Annotated in this window: 19 protein-coding genes; 10 read left to right on the top strand and 9 right to left on the bottom strand. The window is 72.0% G+C overall.

The window, feature by feature from the left end:
* Window positions 1-413: 413 nt before the first annotated feature.
* Entirely contained in the window at window positions 414-1,049 is a 636-nt protein-coding gene (locus OHU34_RS34920; RefSeq protein WP_142269326.1) for a uridine kinase, read from the bottom strand.
* A gap of 206 nt (window positions 1,050-1,255) precedes the next feature.
* On the opposite strand from OHU34_RS34920, the gene OHU34_RS34925 reads away from it, so the two are divergent.
* The 3 genes from OHU34_RS34925 (at window position 1,256) to OHU34_RS34935 (ending at window position 3,610) form a co-directional block, all read left to right on the top strand.
* Entirely contained in the window at window positions 1,256-2,632 is a 1,377-nt protein-coding gene (locus OHU34_RS34925) for a peptidase C39 family protein (protein ID WP_142269325.1), read from the top strand.
* A gap of 103 nt (window positions 2,633-2,735) precedes the next feature.
* Window positions 2,736-2,876 carry an SCO1431 family membrane protein gene (locus OHU34_RS34930; RefSeq protein WP_142269324.1) on the top strand — a complete coding sequence of 47 codons (141 nt, stop codon included), beginning with the start codon at window positions 2,736-2,738 and terminating at the stop codon, window positions 2,874-2,876.
* A 74-nt stretch (window positions 2,877-2,950) separates the two neighbouring features.
* The gene (locus OHU34_RS34935; protein WP_142269323.1) at window positions 2,951-3,610 is read left to right on the top strand and encodes a TetR/AcrR family transcriptional regulator; all 660 of its coding nucleotides are present in this window, start codon (window positions 2,951-2,953) and stop codon (window positions 3,608-3,610) included.
* Between the two features lie 107 nt (window positions 3,611-3,717).
* Here OHU34_RS34935 and OHU34_RS34940 read toward each other — a convergent pair whose 3' ends face one another.
* On the bottom strand, window positions 3,718-4,959 hold the full coding sequence (locus OHU34_RS34940) for a glycoside hydrolase family 18 protein (RefSeq protein ID WP_405770064.1): 1,242 nt from the start codon (window positions 4,957-4,959) through the stop codon (window positions 3,718-3,720).
* A gap of 231 nt (window positions 4,960-5,190) precedes the next feature.
* Between OHU34_RS34940 and OHU34_RS34945 the strand changes: the two genes are divergently transcribed.
* On the top strand, window positions 5,191-6,366 hold the full coding sequence (locus OHU34_RS34945; protein ID WP_405770067.1) for an acyl-CoA dehydrogenase family protein: 1,176 nt from the start codon (window positions 5,191-5,193) through the stop codon (window positions 6,364-6,366).
* A 542-nt stretch (window positions 6,367-6,908) separates the two neighbouring features.
* On the opposite strand, the gene OHU34_RS34950 is transcribed toward OHU34_RS34945, so the two are convergent.
* Complete coding sequence (locus OHU34_RS34950; RefSeq protein WP_142269319.1) at window positions 6,909-7,370, bottom strand: hypothetical protein; 462 nt, start codon at window positions 7,368-7,370, stop codon at window positions 6,909-6,911.
* Window positions 7,371-7,647: 277 nt separating this feature from the next.
* Between OHU34_RS34950 and OHU34_RS34955 the strand changes: the two genes are divergently transcribed.
* The 4 genes from OHU34_RS34955 to fxsA all read left to right on the top strand — a co-directional run bounded on the left by OHU34_RS34955 (window position 7,648) and on the right by fxsA (window position 11,817).
* Window positions 7,648-8,088 (top strand): Lrp/AsnC family transcriptional regulator, encoded by a 441-nt coding sequence (locus OHU34_RS34955; RefSeq protein ID WP_020128917.1) that lies wholly within the window; start codon window positions 7,648-7,650, stop codon window positions 8,086-8,088.
* Between the two features lie 57 nt (window positions 8,089-8,145).
* Window positions 8,146-9,762, top strand: coding sequence for an amidohydrolase (locus OHU34_RS34960; protein ID WP_142269318.1), 1,617 nt, complete (start codon window positions 8,146-8,148; stop codon window positions 9,760-9,762).
* A 584-nt stretch (window positions 9,763-10,346) separates the two neighbouring features.
* Window positions 10,347-11,183 (top strand): polyprenol monophosphomannose synthase, encoded by an 837-nt coding sequence (locus tag OHU34_RS34965; protein ID WP_142269317.1) that lies wholly within the window; start codon window positions 10,347-10,349, stop codon window positions 11,181-11,183.
* A 103-nt stretch (window positions 11,184-11,286) separates the two neighbouring features.
* On the top strand, window positions 11,287-11,817 hold the full coding sequence (gene fxsA, locus OHU34_RS34970) for an FxsA family membrane protein (protein ID WP_142269316.1): 531 nt from the start codon (window positions 11,287-11,289) through the stop codon (window positions 11,815-11,817).
* 195 nt (window positions 11,818-12,012) lie between these two features.
* Here fxsA and OHU34_RS34975 read toward each other — a convergent pair whose 3' ends face one another.
* From OHU34_RS34975 to OHU34_RS34990, 4 genes are all read right to left on the bottom strand, one after another.
* The gene (locus tag OHU34_RS34975) at window positions 12,013-12,387 is read right to left on the bottom strand and encodes an RNA polymerase-binding protein RbpA (RefSeq protein WP_020128921.1); all 375 of its coding nucleotides are present in this window, start codon (window positions 12,385-12,387) and stop codon (window positions 12,013-12,015) included.
* A gap of 278 nt (window positions 12,388-12,665) precedes the next feature.
* Window positions 12,666-14,057, bottom strand: coding sequence for an MFS transporter (locus tag OHU34_RS34980; protein WP_405770073.1), 1,392 nt, complete (start codon window positions 14,055-14,057; stop codon window positions 12,666-12,668).
* Between the two features lie 53 nt (window positions 14,058-14,110).
* Window positions 14,111-14,866, bottom strand: a complete 756-nt coding sequence (locus tag OHU34_RS34985) for a glycerophosphodiester phosphodiesterase (protein WP_372481788.1) — start codon at window positions 14,864-14,866, stop codon at window positions 14,111-14,113.
* An 8-nt stretch (window positions 14,867-14,874) separates the two neighbouring features.
* On the bottom strand, window positions 14,875-15,561 hold the full coding sequence (locus tag OHU34_RS34990; RefSeq protein ID WP_142269313.1) for a YitT family protein: 687 nt from the start codon (window positions 15,559-15,561) through the stop codon (window positions 14,875-14,877).
* Between the two features lie 99 nt (window positions 15,562-15,660).
* Between OHU34_RS34990 and OHU34_RS34995 the strand changes: the two genes are divergently transcribed.
* On the top strand, window positions 15,661-17,160 hold the full coding sequence (locus OHU34_RS34995; RefSeq protein ID WP_142269312.1) for a PLP-dependent aminotransferase family protein: 1,500 nt from the start codon (window positions 15,661-15,663) through the stop codon (window positions 17,158-17,160).
* 21 nt (window positions 17,161-17,181) lie between these two features.
* Here OHU34_RS34995 and OHU34_RS35000 read toward each other — a convergent pair whose 3' ends face one another.
* Window positions 17,182-18,846: a hypothetical protein gene (locus tag OHU34_RS35000; protein WP_142269311.1), complete on the bottom strand. Its 1,665-nt coding sequence runs from the start codon at window positions 18,844-18,846 to the stop codon at window positions 17,182-17,184.
* Between the two features lie 41 nt (window positions 18,847-18,887).
* Window positions 18,888-19,082: a hypothetical protein gene (locus tag OHU34_RS35005; protein WP_020128927.1), complete on the bottom strand. Its 195-nt coding sequence runs from the start codon at window positions 19,080-19,082 to the stop codon at window positions 18,888-18,890.
* Window positions 19,083-19,345: 263 nt separating this feature from the next.
* Between OHU34_RS35005 and OHU34_RS35010 the strand changes: the two genes are divergently transcribed.
* The gene (locus OHU34_RS35010; protein WP_142269310.1) at window positions 19,346-19,738 is read left to right on the top strand and encodes an ankyrin repeat domain-containing protein; all 393 of its coding nucleotides are present in this window, start codon (window positions 19,346-19,348) and stop codon (window positions 19,736-19,738) included.
* The last annotated feature ends 61 nt before the right edge of the window (window positions 19,739-19,799 follow it).

Here is a 19,799-nt window from a genome sequence, read left to right on the forward strand (position 1 = left end):
CGTCGGTGTGCCGCCGGGCGTCGCCCTTCGGCTGCCTTGGTCGAACCGCTGTGCCGCGGACCGGAGTTGCAAGGTGCGCGAGGCAGTCGCCCAGGTCGCACCGAGGGCATCGTACCTGCGTGGGAGCCGCTCGCCGTAGGGTGCGCACAGGCCGTTCGGCGAGGTGGGAGCGGACGGGGCGCATCGCGCACGGTGACCCTGGGTGAGCGAATCGTGCCGTGGCGCGTCCGGAAACGGGGCGTCGGGCGGGACGAGGACAGAACGAAGCCCCCGATCACGGGGGAACAACCGGGGGCTTCGCGTCCGAGGGCGGCTGTGATAGCCGCACATTCAGAACGTAAGTCCTGTACGGGCCGTCGGTCAAGCAGCGTTGAAGCAGTTGGCGAAGTTCGCACGCAGGACCCTTCACACGTTCACCACATTGCGGGTGGTCCGTCACGGTGGGTGACATTCTGGTGTGGTCCAAGGTCTCCCGTCGGCCCCGGCAGTACCTCGTACCCCTGCGTCAACTGCCGTACCAGCAGGGCGGCATGGGGGCGCGAAGGATCGTCGGCGAAGTGACGGATCTCGGCCGTGACCCACTCGTCCCAGAACTCCCGTTGCTCCTCCCCGTCCCGGGACCGTCCGCGCGCCCAGGCCTCCTCGGGGGGCATGTCCATCCACAGCAGACACGCCAGGAACGGGCGCAGGGCGCGGCGGCCGGCGCCGACCCCCTCTACCAGGACGACGGGGGCCGCCGGGAGCGGCCGCGGCGGGCCGAAGCGGCGGGCGCGCCAGTCGTACGGGGCGTAGTGCGCGGTCTCGCCGCGGCCGAACGGCTCGACGACCTGGCTCAGCAGCCGCCCGGTCCAGGCGAACAGCTCGTCGTGGCTGGCGAGGTCGTCGAGACGCAGGACCGGCGCGCCCCCCAGCGCCTCGGCGAGCCTTCCGGCCAGGGTGGACTTCCCCGAGCCGGCGTGTCCGTCGACACCGATCAGCCGGACCGGCCCACAGGACGGCGGCAGACGGCGCAGACGGGAGGCGAGCTGACGGAGGGAGAGCTGATGGATGGCGGTTCCCGGGGCGAAGAGCGGGGTGGGGGCGTCGTACGGTGCCGAAGTCTACGGTCGGCCGCCCGCGCCGCCCGCGCCGCCCGCGCCGCCAGTGGCCCAGACCAATATTGGTGGCGTGGCACGGGCGGAAGTGCTGGAAGGCGGGGCCCGCTCCGTCCATAGTTGGCGCACAGTCGCGCAGACACCCTGGGGGTCTTCCGCACATGAGCAGAGCCGAACAGCCGTCCCGCAGAACGGTCCTCGCCGCCGCGGTCGCCGCCGCGGTGGCAGGGGGCTCGGCCCCGGCCGCCACGGCCGCCACCACCGCCGACTCGGCGGACACCGCGACCGCCGAGTCCGCCCCGGCCCGAACCGTCGACTACCGCTCCTGGACCACGTACGCCGACTGGCGCGCCGGTACGGCCAGGGGCACCCGTGCCGTGGCGGGCCTCCGCCCGGGCGTGGCCGTAGGCGCCCCGCTCGGCACCGTCGACTACACCGACCCGCACACCAAGACCACGGCCACCTGGGAGTACGCGACCTGGACGTCCCCGGTCCAGAAGCTCGCCGTGCCCTCGACGGAGGTGATCGCCTCCTGGAACGCGAGCACCCCGGCCGGCACCTGGCTCCAGGTCGAGCTGAAGGGCACGTACTCCGACGGCACGGACACCCCCTGGTACGTGATGGGCCGCTGGGCCTCCGGCGACCAGGACATCAAGCGCACCTCGGTCGACGACCAGACCGACGGCCGCAGCACCGTCTGGACCGACACCTTCGCGATCGACGACGCCTCGACCGGCCTGCGTCTCGCCTCCTGTCGCCTTCGCCTCACGCTGTACCGCCGCCCCGGCACCAAGCTCACCCCGACCGTGTGGCGGCTGGGCGCGATGGGCTCCGACGTCCCGGACCGGTTCACCGTCCCGGCCTCCGTGCCCGGTCTCGCGCAGGAGCTGGCCGTCCCGCGCTACTCGCAGGAGATCCACCTGGGCCAGTACCCCGAGTACGACAGCGGCGGTGAGGCCTGGTGCAGCCCCACCTCCTCGCAGATGATCGTCGAGTACTGGGGCGGTCGGCTCACCGCCGAGCAGCTGGCGTGGGTCGACCCGTCCTACGCCGACCCGCAGGTGTGCCACGCGGCCCGGCACACGTACGACCACCAGTACGCCGGCTGCGGCAACTGGCCGTTCAACGCCGCCTACGCGGCCACCTTCAAGGATCTCCAGGGCGTGGTCACCCGGCTCGGCTCGCTCGCCGACCTGGAGACGCTGATCGCGGCGGGGATCCCGGCCATAACGTCCCAGTCCTTCCTCAAGGAGGAGCTCACGGGCGCGGGATACGGCACCTCGGGGCACCTGATGACCGTGATCGGCTTCACGGCCGAGGGCGATGTGATCGCCAACGACCCGTTCTCCGCGGACGACACGGCGGTGCGGCGCGTGTACCGGCGGCGGGAGTTCGAGAACATCTGGCTCAGGACCAAGCGGTACAACGCGAGCGGCAAGGTCGCGTCCGGCACCGGCGGTGTCTGCTACCTGTACTTCCCGGCGCGCCCCACGGCCCGCCAGTGCATGGCCCTCACGGCGGTGGGGGTTCCCGTGTGAGCAAGGTCTCCGCCGCAAAAGCCCCGGCGGGTGGCAAGGTGGACGGATCGGTGGGGGAGCCGGTGGGGGGAAGCACCTGTCCGTCCGACCTCAGCGAGACACCATGACCGCACAGACAGCCACCGCCACCCGCACCCGCACCGGCGGCCCCGAGACCGACGGCCCGAAGGTCGTCGAGCACGTCATGGGCTGGGTCCTCGTCGCGGTCGTCGCGATGCTGGTCACCCAGCTCGGACTGCTGTGACGGGCGTGACGTGACGCACGGTTGACCTGACATACTGCGGATGTCCCGCCGACCGCCCGAGACCAGGGTCGAAATTGAATATCAGTGAACAGCGCGAAGTTGCCCGTCCCCGGGCACGCGGCACCGAGCGCTCACTGGCGCGTCGCGCCGAACTCATCTCCATCGGGCGGAAGTTGTTCGCCGACACGTCCTACGACGCGCTCTCGATGGACGACATCGCCCGGCAGGCGCATGTCGCCAAAGGGCTGATCTACTACTACTTCCAGTCCAAGCGCGGCTACTACCTGGCGATCATCCAGGACTCCGTCGCCGATCTGGTCACCTTCGCGGCGAGCGGCCTCGAACTGCCCCAGGTGGACCGGGTGCACCGCACCATCGACAGCTATCTGCGCTACGCCGAGCACAACACGGCCGCCTACCGCACGATCGTCAGCGGCGGCGTCGGCTTCGACGCCGAGGTGCACGCCATCCGGGACGGGGTGCGCGCGGCGATCGTGGCGACCATCGCCGAGGGCGCGTACGGCAGGAGCGACATCCCGCCACTGCCCCGCATGGGCCTGCTCGCCTGGTTGTGCAGCGTCGAGGGCGCGACCCTTGAGTGGATCGCCCGCCCCGAACTCTCCCGCCAGATCATGGTCGACCTGCTGGTGAAGACCCTGGGCGGCTCCCTGCGCGCCATCGAGGAGCTCGACCCCGCCTTCGCCGCGCCGAAGCCGGCCCGCCGCGAGGACTGACGCACGAGACGCAGGCGCGAGGCTCAAGGCGCGAGGCAGGCGCGCGAGGCGGACGCACGGGGGGCGGAGGCTCGTGGTCCTCCGCCCCAAGTGCCCCATGAGCCGGGCTATTTGATGGCGTGGATCAGCTCGCCGTCGGCCGTGTCCCCGCTCAGCTCCCAGAAGAACGTGCCGCCCAGCCCCTGCCGGGACTTGTACTTCATCTTCGTCCCGATGGTCGCGGGGGTGTCGTAACTCCACCACTCGTTCCCGCACTTGGCATAGGCGGTGCCGCCGACCGTGCCGGTCGCCGGGCACTTGGCCTTGAGGACCTTGTAGTCCTCGTTGCCGGCCTCGTACGTCCCCGCCGCGGGACCGGTGGCCGTGCCGCCCGGCTTCGCCTGGCTGACGCCGGTCCAGCCGCGCCCGTAGAAGCCGATGCCTAGCAGCAGCTTCCGTGACGGGATGCCCAGGCGCTTGAGCTTGGCGATCGTCGCGGCGGTGTCGTAGCCCTGCTGCGGGATGCCCGGGTACGAGGTCAGCGGCGAGTGCGGTGCCGTGGGGCCGGTGGCCGCCCATGCGCCGAAGTAGTCGTACGTCATCGGGTTGTACCAGTCGACGTACCGAGCCGCGCCCCCGTAGTCCGCCGCGTCGATCTTGCCGCCGTCGGTCGCGTCCGCCGTGATCGCCGCCGTGATCAGCTCGCGCTCGCCGAACTCGGCCCGCAGCGCCTTCACGACGTCCCGGAAGGCCTCGCGGCCGCTGGTGTCGCAGGTGAGGCCACAGGCGTTCGGGTACTCCCAGTCGATGTCGATGCCGTCGAAGACGTCCGCCCACCGTGAGTTCTCGACCAGGTCGTAGCAGGACCTGGCGAAAGCCGCCGGGTCCTTGGCCGCCTCGCCGAACCCGCCCGACCAGCTCCAACCGCCGAACGACCAGATGACCTTGAGCTTCGGGTGCAGCTTCTTGAGCTTGCGCAGCTGGTTGAAGTTGCCGCCGAGCGGCTGGTCCGCCGTGTCGGCGACGCCGTCCACGGACTCCTCGGCGGTGAACGGCCGGTCGGTGTCCGCCCAGGAGTCGCCCAGGGCGCACTTGCCGTCGGTGACGTTGCCGAAGGCGTAGTTGATGTGGGTGAGGCGGTCCGCGGAGCCGGACGTCTCGATGTTCTTGACGTAGTACTGGCGGTCGTAGATGCCCCAGTCGGTGAAGTAGCCCACGACCTTGGAGCCGTTCGCGCGGGCCTCGGCGGGGCCGGGTTCGCCGGCGGTGGCGGTGCCCGCGCCGGCCAGCAGGGCGGCGCCGGGCGCGGCGCAGCAGACGGCGGACAGCAGCGTCCGGAACCGGGCGCGGGGGCGGAGCGGGGTGTGCATCGGGTGTCTCCTCGCAGGGACGGAGAGGGGATCGCACGCCGATTGGCATGAACGCGGGGAAGCGTTGGAGTGGAACGGTAGGAGGACTAGACCACTTCGGTCAATGGTTCGGACCAATCGGCCGACGGTCCGTGCCGCCGCCCCTCCGGCGGTCCCCCCGTGCGGCGGCGGTGTCCCGCGGGCATACTCACAGCGCGAAGCCGCTGGTCAGTCCGGGAGGAGGAAGCCGCCATGCCCGACCGCGCGCCGTCCCCGGTGGACCGCTCCCTGCCCACGGCCGAAGCCCGGGAACTCATGGCGCTGGTGCGCGACATCGCCCGGCGCGAGATCGCCCCGGCCGCTGCCGAGGAGGAGGACGCCGGGCGCTTCCCGCGCGAGCTGTTCACCCTGCTGTCCGCATCGGGGCTGCTCGGTCTGCCGTACGACTCCGCGCACGGCGGCGGCGACCAGCCCTACGAGGTGTACCTCCAGGTCGTCGAGGAGCTCGCCGCGGTCCGCCTCACCGTGGGGTTGGGCGTCAGCGTCCACACGCTGGCCTCCTACGCGCTCGCCGCCCACGGCACGGCCGCGCAGCGGGCCGCGCACCTGCCCGCCATGCTCGGCGGCGGGCAGCTCGGCGCGTACTGCCTCTCCGAGCCCTCCTCCGGGTCGGACGCGGCCTCGCTGCGGACCAGGGCCGTGCGGGAGGGCGGCGGGGACTGGGTGATCACCGGCACCAAGGCCTGGATCACCCACGCCGGGCTCGCCGACTTCTACACCGTCCTGGCCAGGACCGGCGGCGCGGGCGCGTCGGGGATCACCGCCTTCCTGGTGCCCGGTGACGCCGCGGGACTGAACGTCGCGGCCCCGGAGCGCAAGATGGGGCTGAAGGGGTCACCCACCGCCCAGGTGCACCTCGACGGGGTACGGATCCCCGACGCCCGGCGGATCGGCGACGAGGGCCAGGGCTTCGCGATCGCCCTGGCCGCGCTGGACTCGGGGCGGCTCGGCATCGCGGCCTGCGCGGTCGGCCTCGCCCAGGCCGCCCTCGACGAGGCCGTCGGCTGGGCGCGGCGGCGGCGGCAGTTCGGGCACCCGATCGCCGACTTCCAGGGCCTGCGCTTCCTGCTCGCCGACATGGCCACCCGGATCGAGGCGGGCCGCGCGCTGTACCTCGCGGCCGCGCGGCAGAGGGACGCCGGACGGCCGTTCGGCCGGCAGGCGGCCATGGCCAAACTCCACTGCACCGACGCGGCCATGCAGGTCACCATCGACGCCGTCCAGGTCCTCGGCGGGTACGGCTACACCGCCGATTTCCCCGTGGAGCGCTACCTGCGCGAGGCCAAGGTCCTGCAGATCGTCGAGGGCACGAACCAGATCCAGCGGATGGTCATCGCCCGTCACCTACTGGGTCCGGAAACCCGCTGAACTGCCCCGGCCGCACCTGCGGGGCCGCCAGCCGTACCCACTCCGGGTCGTGGCGTCCCGGCAGGGTGCGGCCCCGATCGGCCCAGGCGCGCAGGAGGTCGCGGTAGATGGGCGGGTCCTGCGGGGGCGGCGGGGCCAGCGGAACCGATTCTGCCCGGACAGGTTCCGGACGTGCGGGGACGAAGAGCTGGCGGTGACGCCCGGGCGCGACTGACTGGGTGGGGGTCATACCAGGGCAACGCGAAGCCACCGGACAGGTCACCGGCAGGCAATGTCGAGCGTGAGTTCGGGGAGTGCCCCCGGTTCCGGCGCTGAGCGTGGACCGGTCGGCCCGGTCGAACCCGACGCTCCGTCAAATGCCTTACGGAGCAAAACGATTGCCGCCCGCCCGCCGCACGCCCGCCGACCACCGGCAGGAGCGCTTCGCCCGCGCCGGCCTCCCGGTCGCCCGGACGCACTGATCCTGCACCACGGCGACCTGCCGGCCATGGTGCAGGGCGGCTACGGGAGTCGAGCCGATGGGGCGAGCGCCCAAGCGGCGCTCAGGCGGCCAGGCGGCGCACCGTCGGAACGCGCATCGGGCGCGAGCCCGGGCCGCCGACGTGCGAGAAGGGCTGGGTGCGCCAGTCCAGCCCCTGAGGAAGCGTCAACAGGAGTGCGGTGTCCTGCTCCTGGGGCTCCACGGACTCGTCCGCGGGCCGGGCCTCGGAGGCCCCCCGTCCCGTCCCGGCGCAGACCGTCAGCCCGAAGGGGTTCCACGGCGAGGCGCACAGCGCGTGCTCCGGCAGGACCTCCTCGTCCGCCAGCAGCGCGATGGGCTGCGCACAGTCCGGGCAGATCACCCGGTACATCTCGAAGGTGTCGTACGCGTCGAAGTGATCGGCGTCGTCGACGTCGAAGCCGTCGGAGTAGTCCGCGTCGGGTTCGACGCCCTCCGGCTCGGGCTCGACGACGGACCGGAGCCGCTTGGGCGCGGTGCGACCAGGGCGCTTAAGACTCTGCATGGGATTCTCCCCCTCGGGCTGGGCCGTGAAGGCACTGCGGCCTCGACCACAGCAAGCACTTCCCGCCCCGTCTCGGCGGTAATCACGAGGACATCACGAAGAGTTGAGGAGTGCTGTGGCATTCGTCACATGCCGCTTGCAGGTGCCTCGTGCGTCGGTCGAGCCCCCGAACGAGGCGCACCCGGCCGCCGTCGACTCCCGGCCACATCACAAACCGGCTATGACCTGGACTGCATAGGTATACGCGGAGATCACACGCACGGTAAGTTCTTGCGTCATGGAGGAGCTGGACCGACAAATCGTGCAGCTGCTCGTCAAGGACGGGCGGATGAGTTACACCGATCTGGGCAAGGCCACGGGCCTGTCCACCTCGGCCGTGCACCAAAGAGTGCGCCGGCTGGAACAGCGCGGCGTCATCCGCGGATACGCGGCCGTCGTCGACTCCGAGGCCATCGGGCTGCCCCTGACCGCCTTCATCTCGGTGAAACCGTTCGACCCCAGCGCCCCCGACGACATCGCCGAGCGGCTGGCCGGCGTACCGGAGATCGAGGCCTGCCACAGCGTGGCCGGTGACGAGAACTACATCCTCAAGGTGCGCGTGGCCACCCCGCACGAGCTGGAGGAGCTGCTCGGGCGGCTCCGGGCGCTCGCCGGCGTGTCGACGCGCACGACGGTCGTGCTGTCCACCCCGTACGAGGCCCGGCCACCCCGCATCTGAGCGGATCCGAGGGGTCCCCGTGCCGAGCGGCCGAGGCGAGGCGCGAGACTGTTCCCCATGAGTGAGCGCACCGCCGAGCCGAAGACCGTCCTGCTCCGCCGAGGAGAGGTACACAGCCCCGCCGATCCGTTCGCGACCGCGATGGTCGTCGAACGCGGCCAGGTCGCCTGGGTCGGCTCCGAAGGCGCTGCCGACGCCTTCGCGGACGGCGTCGACGAAGTGGTCGACCTGGACGGCGCCCTGGTCACCCCGGCCTTCACCGACGCCCATGTGCACACCACGTCCACCGGCCTCGCGCTCGCCGGTCTCGACCTCTCCGCCGCCTCCTCGCTGGCGGCCGCCCTCGCCCTCGTACGGGCCTTCGCGGTGGCCCGTCCCCAGGACAAGGTGCTGCTCGGGCACGGTTGGGACGCCTCCCGCTGGCCGGAGGGCCGCCCGCCCCGACGGGAGGAACTGGACGAGGCGACCGGCGGCCGACCGCTCTACCTCAGCCGGATCGACGTCCACTCCGCCGTGGTCACCACCGCCCTGCTGGAACTGGCGCCCCGGGCCCGCACCGAGCCGGGCTTCGCGGACCGCGCGCCGCTCACCCGTGACGCCCACCACGCCGTCCGTGCCGCCGCGTTCGCAGCCGTGACGCCCGCCCAGCGCGCCGAGGCCCAGCGGGCCGCCCTCGCGCACGCCGCCTCCCTCGGTATCGGCTCGGTCCACGAGTGCGCGGGACCCGAGATCTCCTCCGAGGACGACTTCACGGACCTGCTGCGGCTCGCCGCCGAGGAGCCCGGCCCCCGGGTCGTCGGCTACTGGGCCGAGCGGGACGTGGACAAGGCCCGGCGGCTGGGCGCGCTCGGTGCCGCCGGAGACCTGTTCGTCGACGGCGCTCTCGGCTCCCACACGGCCTGTCTGCACGCCGCCTACGCGGACGCCGACCACACCGGCGCCGGCTACCTGGACGCCGCCGACGTCGCCGCGCACGTGACGGACTGCACCGAGGCCGGCCTCCAGGCGGGCTTCCACGCCATCGGCGACGCCGCCGTGACCGCCGTCGTCGAGGGTGTGCGCGCCGCCGCGGAGAAGGTCGGCCTCGCCCGGATCCGCGCCGCCCGCCACCGCATCGAGCACGCCGAGATGCTCACGCCCGAGACGATCGCCGCCTTCGCCGAACTCGGCCTCACCGCCTCCGTCCAGCCCGCCTTCGACGCCCTGTGGGGCGGCGAGGAGGGCATGTACGCCCAGCGTCTGGGCGTCGAGCGGGCGCGCACCCTGAACCCCTTCGCGGCCCTGCTGCGCGCGGGTGTCCCGCTCGCCTTCGGCTCGGACAGCCCGGTCACCCCCCTCGACCCCTGGGGCACGGTCCGCGCCGCCGCCTTCCACCGCACCCCCGGGCACCGGGTGTCGGCTCGCGCCGCGTTCACGGCCCACACACGCGGCGGCTGGCGCGCGATCGGCCGGGACGACGCGGGCGTCCTGGTGCCGGGCGCACTCGCCGACTACGCGGTCTGGCGCACCGAGGAACTGGTCGTCCAGGCCCCCGACGACCGGGTCGCCCGCTGGTCCACCGACCCCCGCTCCGGCACCCCCGGCCTGCCGGACCTGACCCCCGGCACCGAACTCCCGGTGTGCCTGCGTACGGTGGTGGGCGGCCGGACCGTGTTCCTGCGGCCGAGCGAGTGATCTCCCGCGTCGGCCCGGGGAAGATCACCCGTCCGCCTGTCGACATACGCCCGGTGTGTTCTCCGCGCTGACCTGGGCATTGGCGGAAGATCCGCAGGTCAAGCCGCTGTTGACAGCCGATGGCGGGGGGCCGGTAGGTTCGGCGGAGTCCACCACCGGACGCCCCGTCCGGGGAACGCCCGCGCACTCGCCGCGGCGCCGCTGGGTCAGGGACGGTGAGCCGTAGCGGCGCACCGCCACTGGCAGCCAGGCTCAGCGCCCGCGCCGCAGCGAGGGTACGTTCCGGCCGGTCGGGGAGGTGTGACCCGGATGGGGCCCGGGCGCTCAGTAGACAACGGCTTTCGGTCGACCCGCAGCCAGCGGGTCCCGGGCCGGCCCGAAGAGCGCCGGGCCCCCATCCGCAGCAGGCCCGTTCTCACCCCGCTTGCGCTCACCCCCACGGGGCAGGTGCGCACATACAAGCCCAAAGGTACGTTCTTACCCCGCTCACGCGGGTTCGACACCACCGTACGTACGTCCTGTCACGTCACCGCAGGCGGCGGCCACTATGGTGGTCCTCTGCGTACGGACTTGAAGGGGCAGTAGTGAACGACGGCGACGGGACCCTCGCGGCACAGGACCGGGGAAGGCAGTTCGGTCCGCTCGGCACGGCCTTGGTGATCATCCCGACCTACAACGAGGCGGAGAACATCAAGACCATCGTCGGCCGGGTGCGCGAGGCCGTCCCCGAGGCTCACGTCCTCGTGGCCGACGACAACAGCCCCGACGGTACCGGCAAGCTCGCCGACGAGCTGGCCGTCGGTGACGACCAGGTCCAGGTCCTGCACCGCAAGGGCAAGGAGGGCCTCGGTGCCGCCTACCTCGCGGGCTTCCGCTGGGGCCTGGAGAACGGCTACGGCGTACTGATCGAGATGGACGCTGACGGCTCCCACCAGCCCGAGGAACTGCCCCGCCTGCTCACCGCGCTCAAGAGCGCCGATCTGGTCCTGGGCTCCCGCTGGGTGCCGGGCGGCCGGGTGGTCAACTGGCCCAAGTCCCGTGAGGTCATCTCCCGCGGCGGCAGCCTCTACTCCCGCCTCGCCCTCGACCTCCCGCTGCGCGACATCACCGGCGGCTACCGCGCCTTCCGCCGCGAGACGCTGGAGGGTCTCGGTCTGGAGGAGGTCGCCTCCCAGGGGTACTGCTTCCAGGTCGACCTGGCCCGCCGCGCCGTCAAGGCCGGCTTCCACGTCATCGAGGTCCCCATCACGTTCGTCGAGCGGGAGCACGGCGACTCCAAGATGAGCCGGGACATCCTCGTCGAGGCCCTGTGGCGGGTCACGGCCTGGGGCGTGGGGGAGCGGGTCGGCAAGATCACGGGCCGGACCGCCGACCGTCCGGAGCGCCCACAGGCGCCCGCCACGTCTCACGGCGACGGCTGAGCCTCACGGCGACGGCTGATCCTCACGGCGACGGCTGGGCCTCACAGCGACGGCTGATCCTCCCCTTATGCCGCTCTGAGCCTGTTCCGGGCACACTGGGAGCATGACGACTGGCTCTCCGACCCCCGCGTACCAGACACCCGCCCGGCCCCCGGCCCAGCCCCGCCGTTCCCGCCTGCGGACGTTCCTGCCGCTGGGGCTGGCCGCCTGGCTGGTACTGGAGATCTGGCTGCTGACCGTGGTCGCGGGCGCGACGAGCGGGCTGGTGGTCCTTCTGCTCCTGGCCGCCGGGTTCGTCCTGGGCGCCGTGGTCATCAAGCGGGCCGGCCGCCGGGCTTTCCAGAACCTGAACGAGGCGCTCCAACGCGGTACGGCCTCCTCCGACCGGGGCGGCGGCAACGGCCTCATGATGCTCGGCGGCCTGTTCCTGATGATCCCGGGCCTGGCCTCCGACGTGATCGGCCTGCTCCTGCTGCTCCCGCCGGTCCAGAAGGTGGTCAGCGGCTATGGGGAGCGCAAGCTGAGGGCGGCCGCGGCCACGCCCGGCACTCTGGGGGACGCCTTCCAGCAGGCCCGCATCCACCGCCCGGACGGCAAGGTGGTGCAGGGCGAGGTCATCAGGGACGAGCAGTGAGCCACGGGGCCTGATCGGCCAGGGAGCTACCCCTTCGGGCCCTGGGGAGCCGCCGATCGCCCTTGCTCGCACGCAGCGGGCACCACGGCATCGCAGAGGGCAGGCAGCACGACGACCGCGGGCGCCGTACGTCATTCACGTACGGCGCCCGCGGTCGTTGTCGTTCGCTGTGAAGCTGGTCACAGCCCCTTGGGGCTATGCGCTTTTACGGCTGTCGCGGGGATGTACCGCAAGGTTCATCGCCCCGGACCGCAGAACGGCGAGCCGCTCCTCGAGGACCTCTTCGAGTTCCTCGCGGGTCCGCCGCTCCATCAGCATGTCCCAATGCGTACGCGCGGGCTTGGCCTTCTTCTCCTCAGGGCCGTCGCCGTCCACGAGGAGTGCAGGGGCTCCACAGACCTTGCACTCCCACTCCGGCGGAATCTCCGCCTCGACCGAGAAGGGCATTTCAAACCGGTGCCCCTTCTCGCATGCGTACTCCACGGCCTGGCGCGGGGCCAGGTCGATGCCGCGGTCCGTCTCGTAGCTGGTCACCACGAGGCGCGTGCCGCGAAGAGCTCGCTCACTCATGAATCGTGCCTCCCGGGCTTGTCGCCCACAGGACAGGTGTCGCTGTCGTCGTCATCCGGTCAACGTCCGGTCGGCGGTAAAGATTCCCGTTCGGAGTCCCGTTCCGGGTCATGCGTCGCCGTCGTAGCCGCGGTCTTGTCAACCAGTGCAGTACCCACCGGCGCCCGGTTTGTCACATCTGAAAGGAGATGTCACCCAGCGTTTCGGCATCTTTGACGCGCAGTAACGGTACGCCTGGCAGGCCAAACGCGTACACTACCGCCCTTTCGCCTTGAGTGCTAAATCTTCTCGGGCACAGGGTTCCCCGCGTCGCCGATCGCCTGCCGTACCGGCACCCGAACGAGCAGCAGGAAACCCACCACGAAGAAGACCACCAGCGAGATGATCGCGTCCCGGTAGCTCCCGGTCAGCTGATAGGTGACCCCGAAGAGGAGCGGCCCGAGCCAGCTCATGCCGCGGTCGCTCATCTCGTACGCAGAGAAGTACTCGGCCTCCTTGCCGGGCGGGACCAGGTGGGAGAAGAGGGAGCGGGACAGCGCCTGGCTGCCGCCGAGGACCAGGCCGATCGCGGCCGCCAGCAGGAAGAAACCGACCGGCGCCCCGGCCGGCAGGAAGTAGCCGGCGCCCAGGGTGAGCGTCCAGGCCGCCAGTGAACCGAGGATCGTGCGCTTCGCGCCGTACGTCCGGGCCAGCCGCCCCATGCCCAGCGCGCCCGCCACGGCCAGCACCTGCACCAGCAGGACGGCACCGATCAGCGTGGACTGGCCGAGGCCGAGCTCCTCGGAGCCGTAGACCGAGGCCTGGGAGATCACGGTCTGGATGCCGTCGTTGTAGATCAGGTACGCGAGGAGGAAGGAGAGGGTCAGCGGGTGGCGGCGCATGTCGCGGACCGTCGCCGCGAGCTGACGCAGTCCAGGAGCCGTGCCGACCCTCCGATCCGTCCGATCCGTGTGATCCGGCCCAGAGGTCGCCTCCCGGCCGGCGGTCGGCCGGTCGCGCAGCCGCAGCAGGGGGATCAGTGTGAAGCCGCCCCACCACAGGCCGGCCGAGGCCAGGCAGATCCGTACCGCCATCGACTCGGAGACGCCGAAGGAGTCGTGGGCGAGGTAGAGCACCAGGTTGACGACCAGGACGAGCGAGCCCGCCGCATAGCCGAAGGCCCACCCCCGGGAGGAGACCGCGTCGCGTTCCTCGGGCGGGGCGATCTGCGGCAGGTAGGAGTTGTAGAGCATCATCGCCACGGACTGGGCCGCGTTCGCCACGATCAGCAGCGCGCCCCCCAGCAGATAGCGGTCGCCGCCCAGGAAGAACATGCAGGCGGTGGCCGCGGCGCCCACATACGCGGCGGCGCCCAGCAGGGGCTTCTTGCGGCCGCTGCGGTCGGCGGCCGCACCCACCAGGGGCATCACCAGCACGGCCACGATCACCGACAGGGACACCGAGTAGGCGAAGAAGGAACCCGCCCGCACCGGGATGCCCAGCGGATGCACGTACCCGTCGGCGTCCGCTGCCCGCTTGGCGACGGATGTCAGGTACGGGCCGAGGAACACGGTGAGCACGCTCGTCGAGTAGACGGAGCAAGCCCAGTCGTAGAAGTACCAGCCGCGCTGCTCGCGCCGCCGTTCGGCGGCCTCGTCGGACGCCGCCGTCCGCACGGTGTCGATGTCCACCCGTGCCCTCGCTTCCCGCTGCCGCAGTCGCGCGCGGGCGGACGGGCCCGAGGTCAGACCCAGACGCCGCGGTCCTCCATGACCTCGCGCAACGTGTCGATGTGATCGGTCATGATGCCATCGACCCCTAGGTCCAGGAGCCGGTGCATCCGATCCGGATCGTTGATCGTCCACACATGCACCTGGAGCCCGCGCGCGTGGGCGGCCCGGACGAAGCGACGGTCCACGACCTGGATGCCCGACTGGCTCTCGGGCACCTGCGCGGCGACCGCCGAGCGACGCAGCGCCGCGGGCACGCCCCAGGACCGCAGCCGCAGGTTGAGCACGCCCCGGGTGCCGTACGAGGTCGCCAGACGAGGCCCGGCCAGCCGCTGGGCCCGCATCACCCGTGCCTCCGAGAACGAGCCGACGCAGACCCGGTCCCACGCGCCCGTGCGGGCGATCAGGTTGAGCAGCGGGTGCAGCGCGGGCTCCGCCTTGAGATCGACGTTCCAGCGCACCTCGGGGAAGGTCTCCAGGAGCTCTTCGAAGAGCGGCACCGGCTCCTTGCCCGCCACGCGCGCGTGCCGTACGTCCGACCAGAGCAGGTCCGCTATGCGGCCGGCGCCGTCGGTCATCCGATCCAGCGTCGCGTCGTGGAAGGCGACGAGCTTGCCGTCCCGGGTGGCGTGCACATCGGTCTCGATGTAGCGGTACCCCGCCTCGACCGCCCGCCGGAACTGCGCGGTGGTGTTCTCCAGGCCGTCCGCGGCCCCACCGCGGTGGGCGAACGGGATGGGCCCCGGATGGTCGAGATACGGGTGGGTCATGAGGCTGGTCACGGACGCAGTATGGCTCCCTGGGGTGTCCCGGTGGCAACGACCGTGCTGCCGCCCGGTGCAGCGGGAACGGCGAACATCCGCAGGAAGAGCTGGGCGAGCGGACCGATCGTCACCGCGTAGAGCACGGTGCCGACGCCGATGGTGCCGCCGAGGGCGAACCCGGTCACCACGACCGCCACCTCCACGGCCGTCCGCATCAGCCGGATCGAACGCCCGGTACGCCGATGCAGCCCCGTCATCAGCCCGTCGCGCGGGCCGGGCCCGAAGCTGGCGGCGATGTAGAGACCGGTGGCCGCCCCGTTGAGGACGATCCCCGCCAGCAGCAGCGGCATCTGGACGGCGAGCCCGTGCGCTTCGGGGACGTACGCGAGCGTGCCGTCCATCGCGAGGCCGACGACGAAGACGTTGGAGACCGTGCCGAGGCCCGGACGCTGGCGCAGCGGGATCCACAGCAGCAGTACCGCCGCGCCCACGACGATCGACACGACACCGATCGTCAGGCCGGTGAGCTCGCCGAGACCCTGGTGCAGCACGTTCCAGGGCTCCAGACCGAGCCCTGCCCGCACGAGGAGGGCGGAACTGGCGCCGTAGAGGGCGAGGCCGACGTACAGCTGGATCAGCCGACGGGCGAGGTGGCCGTGCGGATCCCGCGAGGGTGCTCCCTGCGGTGGCGGCTCGGACAAGGGGTCCCCCTGGTGGTCGTAGTGGCCTGACCCGTGACACTCTGTGGCTTGGAAGCGCAGGGCATCCATGGCCAATTTGGGGAAGGTGGACTGGTAAGCATGGCGCAGTGGACCTCGGCGGTGGGGGCCGCACAGCTTTCGCGGCTGCTCAAGTCCCAGCAGGACCGTCCGGCCGGCCCCGGGTCGCGCCGGCCGCCGGCCTACCGGGCGCTCGCCGACGGTATCCGGCTGCTGGTGCTGGAAGGCCGCGTCCCCGTCGCCGCGCGCCTGCCCGCGGAACGTGAACTGGCCCTCTCCCTGTCCGTGAGCCGGACGACCGTCGCCGCCGCCTACGAGGCGCTGCGCGCCGAGGGGTTCCTGGAGTCCCGGCGCGGCGCGGGCAGCTGGACGGCCGTCCCGGCCGGCAACCCGGTTCCGGCGCGCGGCCTGGAGCCCCTGCCGCCCGAGGCCCTCGGCTCGATCATCGACCTGGGCTGCGCGGCGCTGCCCGCGCCCGAGCCCTGGCTCACCCGGGCGGTGCGGGGCGCGCTGGAGGAGTTGCCGCCGTACGCCCACACGCACGGCGACTATCCGGCGGGCCTGCCCGCGCTGCGGTCGATGATCGCCGAGCGGTACACCGCGCGCGGGATCCCGACGATGCCCGAGCAGATCATGGTCACCACGGGCGCGATGGGCGCCATCGACGCCATCTGTCATCTGTTCGGTGGGCGCGGCGAGCGCATCGCCGTCGAGTCGCCCTCCTACGCCAACATCCTCCAGCTGATGCGTGAGGCGGGGGCGCGTCTGGTGCCCGTCGCGATGGCCGAGGGGCTCGCCGGGTGGGACATGGACCGCTGGCGCCAGGTCCTGCGCGAGGCCGCGCCGCGCATCGCGTATGTCGTCGCCGACTTCCACAACCCGACCGGCGCGCTCGCCGACGAGGACCAGCGGCGCCAACTCGTGGAGGCGGCCCGTTCCGCCGGGACCGTGCTGGTCGCCGACGAGACCATGAGCGAACTGTGGCTCGACGACGGTGTCGAGATGCCCCGGCCGGTGTGCGGCTTCGATCCCGCGGGGTCGACGGTGATCACGGTGGGGTCGGCGAGCAAGGCCTTCTGGGCCGGGATGCGCATCGGCTGGGTGCGCGCGGCCCCGGACGTGATCCGCAGCCTCGTCGCGGCCCGAGCCTACGCCGACCTGGGCACACCGGTACTGGAGCAGCTGGCGGTGAACTGGCTGTTCAGCACCGGCGGCTGGGAGCAGGCCGTCGAACTGCGCCGCCACCAGGCCCGGCAGAACCGGGACGACCTGGTCGCTGCGGTGCGCCGGGAGCTGCCGGAGTGGGAGTTCGCCGTGCCCGAGGGCGGGCTGACGCTGTGGGTGCGGGCCGGGGGTCTTTCCGGGTCACGGCTCGCCGAGGCGGGGGAACGGGTGGGCCTGAGGGTGCCGTCCGGACCGCGGTTCGGCGTCGACGGCGCCTTCGAGGGGTATGTACGGCTGCCGTTCACCGTGGGAGGCGCGGTGGCGGAGGAGGCGGCCGCCCGGCTGGCGGCCGCGGCCCGGATCGTGGAGAGCGGGGGGACGGTCGGCGCCGAGGGGCCGCGCACGTTCGTCGCCTAGGGGAACGCCCGGCGGGAGCGGTCACCCCCCCGCGCTGGACACCTGCTCCGCGGTCACGGCGTCGGCCGCCACGGGCTCGGCACCCGTGGCCTTCCCGGCCTCGGCGTCCGTGTCCACGGGTTTGGTGAGCACGACGACCTCGGCCGGTACCGGCGGCAACGTCTCCGTGTCGGCCGGCGTGGAGCGCGGCGGGAGCAGGTCCAGCACGGCCTGCCGATGCGCGTCGCTCGTCGCGTCGTCGTACGGGTCCGGCGTCGCCGGTACCTGGAGCCGGTGCACCGGCCCCGAACCGAGCCGGGCGTATCCGCGTCCCGGCGGTGTGTGGTCGACGGGCGTGGTGTGCGGGGGTGCGCCGAGGACAGCCTCCAGCTGCTGCTTCGACGCCGGCCCGAGCGCGACCCGCGCGCGGGTGTGCTGCCGCACGGCGTCGCTCAGCGAGTCCAGGGCGTCGAACTGCTCGGCCACCACCACCGTGACCCCGACCGCGCGGCCGTGCCGGAGGGGGACCTGGAGGAGGGACTGCGGGTCCTTGCGGCCGTCCGTGTCGGCCAGGTGGGTGAAGGCGGTGGGGCGGTCCAGCAGGATCCACAGGGGGTGTCTGGTGTCGTCCGGCGGCGGGTCTCCCGCCTGCCGGGCGCGGTTGGCGGCGATGAGCCGGCGCTCCGTCTCGTGCACCGCCCACTCCAGGGCGGCCAGCGCCCCGGCCAGTCCTACCTCGACGCCCAGGACGCCGTCCCGGCCGGTGAGGCAGGCGTATTCGCCGGTGCTGCCGCCCTCGATCACCAGGACGTCGCCGTGCTGGAGGGCCTGCAGGGCGATGGAGCGCAGCAGGGTGGAGGTGCCGCTGCCGGGCTGGCCGACCGCCAGCAGGTGCGGCTCGGTGGAGCGGATGCCGGTGCGCCAGACGACCGGCGGTACGTCGCGCCGGTCCTCACCGTGGGCGAGGGGGAGCGTGCGATGGACACGGGAGGGGTCGGTGAAGCCCAGGACCGTCTCGCCGGGGGCGGTGACGAAGCGTTGGGCCGCGAAGTCGGTGGGGAGGGGGCTGAGGACGCTGAGGGTGAGTTCGTTGCCCTCCTCGTCCCAGACGAAGAGGTATTCGCGGCCACGGCCGGACTTCGCGGCGAGCAACTGCTCGATCCGAGCGCGTGGTGCGGCCTCTCCGTCCGGGAAGAACGCGGGGTAGCGGATCACGAGGAGGGCCACGCGGCCCGAGTCGTCGAACTCCTGCGTCGGGAAGACGGTCTCCCAGTCGCCGCCGTGGGCGTACAGGGGAGCGGGGTCGTCGGCCGTCGAGAAGTGCGGGACCAGGGCCTCGTACAGCACCTGGAGTCGCTGGATCTGCGACTCGTCGGGGCCTTCGGGAACCGGTGGGGTGCGGTCCCTGCCCTGCCAGGCCGCTGCCGCCATCAGGGTGATGACGGCGAGCAGCGGGCCGTACGGCACCAGCACCACGACCAGGATCAACGAGGCCGCCAGGAACAGCAGCGGTCCGCGCTTGTCCCTGGGGGTCTCGGCCCACCTGCGCCGCCCGGCCGAGGCCAGCCGGCGCAGTCCGCGGGTGATCGTGATCAGCGGATGGAGGACATCGGTGGCGCTGTCGGCCGCCGTCCGGGCCAGCTCCCGGCTCCGGGCGATCTGTGCGCTGCCTGTGCTCAGGATGCTGGGAAGGGGGCGCCGGGCCACTGCTGTCTCCTGTGAGGTGCGTACGGACGGGACGGACGGCGTCAGAACTTGATGCCGCCGAGGAGGCTCGCCAGGCTCTCGCCGCCTGCCTTGATGCTCGGGGCGATGGCCGTACTGGCCATGTAGAACCCGAACAGGGCCGAGACCACGGCGTGCGACGCCTTGAGCCCGTCCTTGCGGAAGAAGAGGAAGACGATGATGCCGAGCAGGACTACGCCTGACATGGACAGGATCATTTGGGTTCTCCTGGTTCGCGGGGGACAGTCACCATGAGTACTTCCAGGATCACAGGATGTATCCATACTATAAAAGGTGCAACTGGGTGAAAAACGGCTGATTTCCCCCAGCTGGCGGAAGGCCTGGTGGACTGCCTGAGCAGGAGAGTTGCGTCGAACGGGTCTGCCCGTGATCTTTGCCGTCGACGGGACCGGCCATGTTTCCGACGAGCCAGTACGCTGGCGATTCACCTGAACGGTTGAGTGGAGAGGCGGACCGGCCGATGAGCGAAGGCCCCGACCCCGAGGTCGTGGAGCTGGCGACCAAGATCTTCGATCTGGCCCGCGGGGGTCGGACCGAGGAGCTCGTGGCGTACGTCGACGCGGGCGTTCCGGCCAACCTCACCAACGACCGCGGCGACTCCCTGGTGATGCTCGCCGCGTACCACGGCCACGCCGACGCGGTCCGGGCCCTGCTGGCCCGCGGCGCCGAGGCCGACCGGATCAACGACCGAGGCCAGACCCCGCTCGCCGGGGCGGCCTTCAAGGGCGAGACGGACGTCATCAAGGTCCTGCTGGAGGCCGGCGCCGACCCCTCCCAGGGGACCCCGTCGGCCGTCGACACCGCTCGCATGTTCGGCAGGGCGGAGCTGCTCGACCTGTTCGGCGCGCACTGAGCCGACGGTTGCGAGCAGGTCAACGAGAGTTCCTGACCAGGTAAATCGACGACCACGGGGG

The sequence above is a fragment of the Streptomyces sp. NBC_00080 genome (assembly GCF_045041255.1).
Lineage (GTDB): Bacteria > Actinomycetota > Actinomycetes > Streptomycetales > Streptomycetaceae > Streptomyces > Streptomyces coriariae.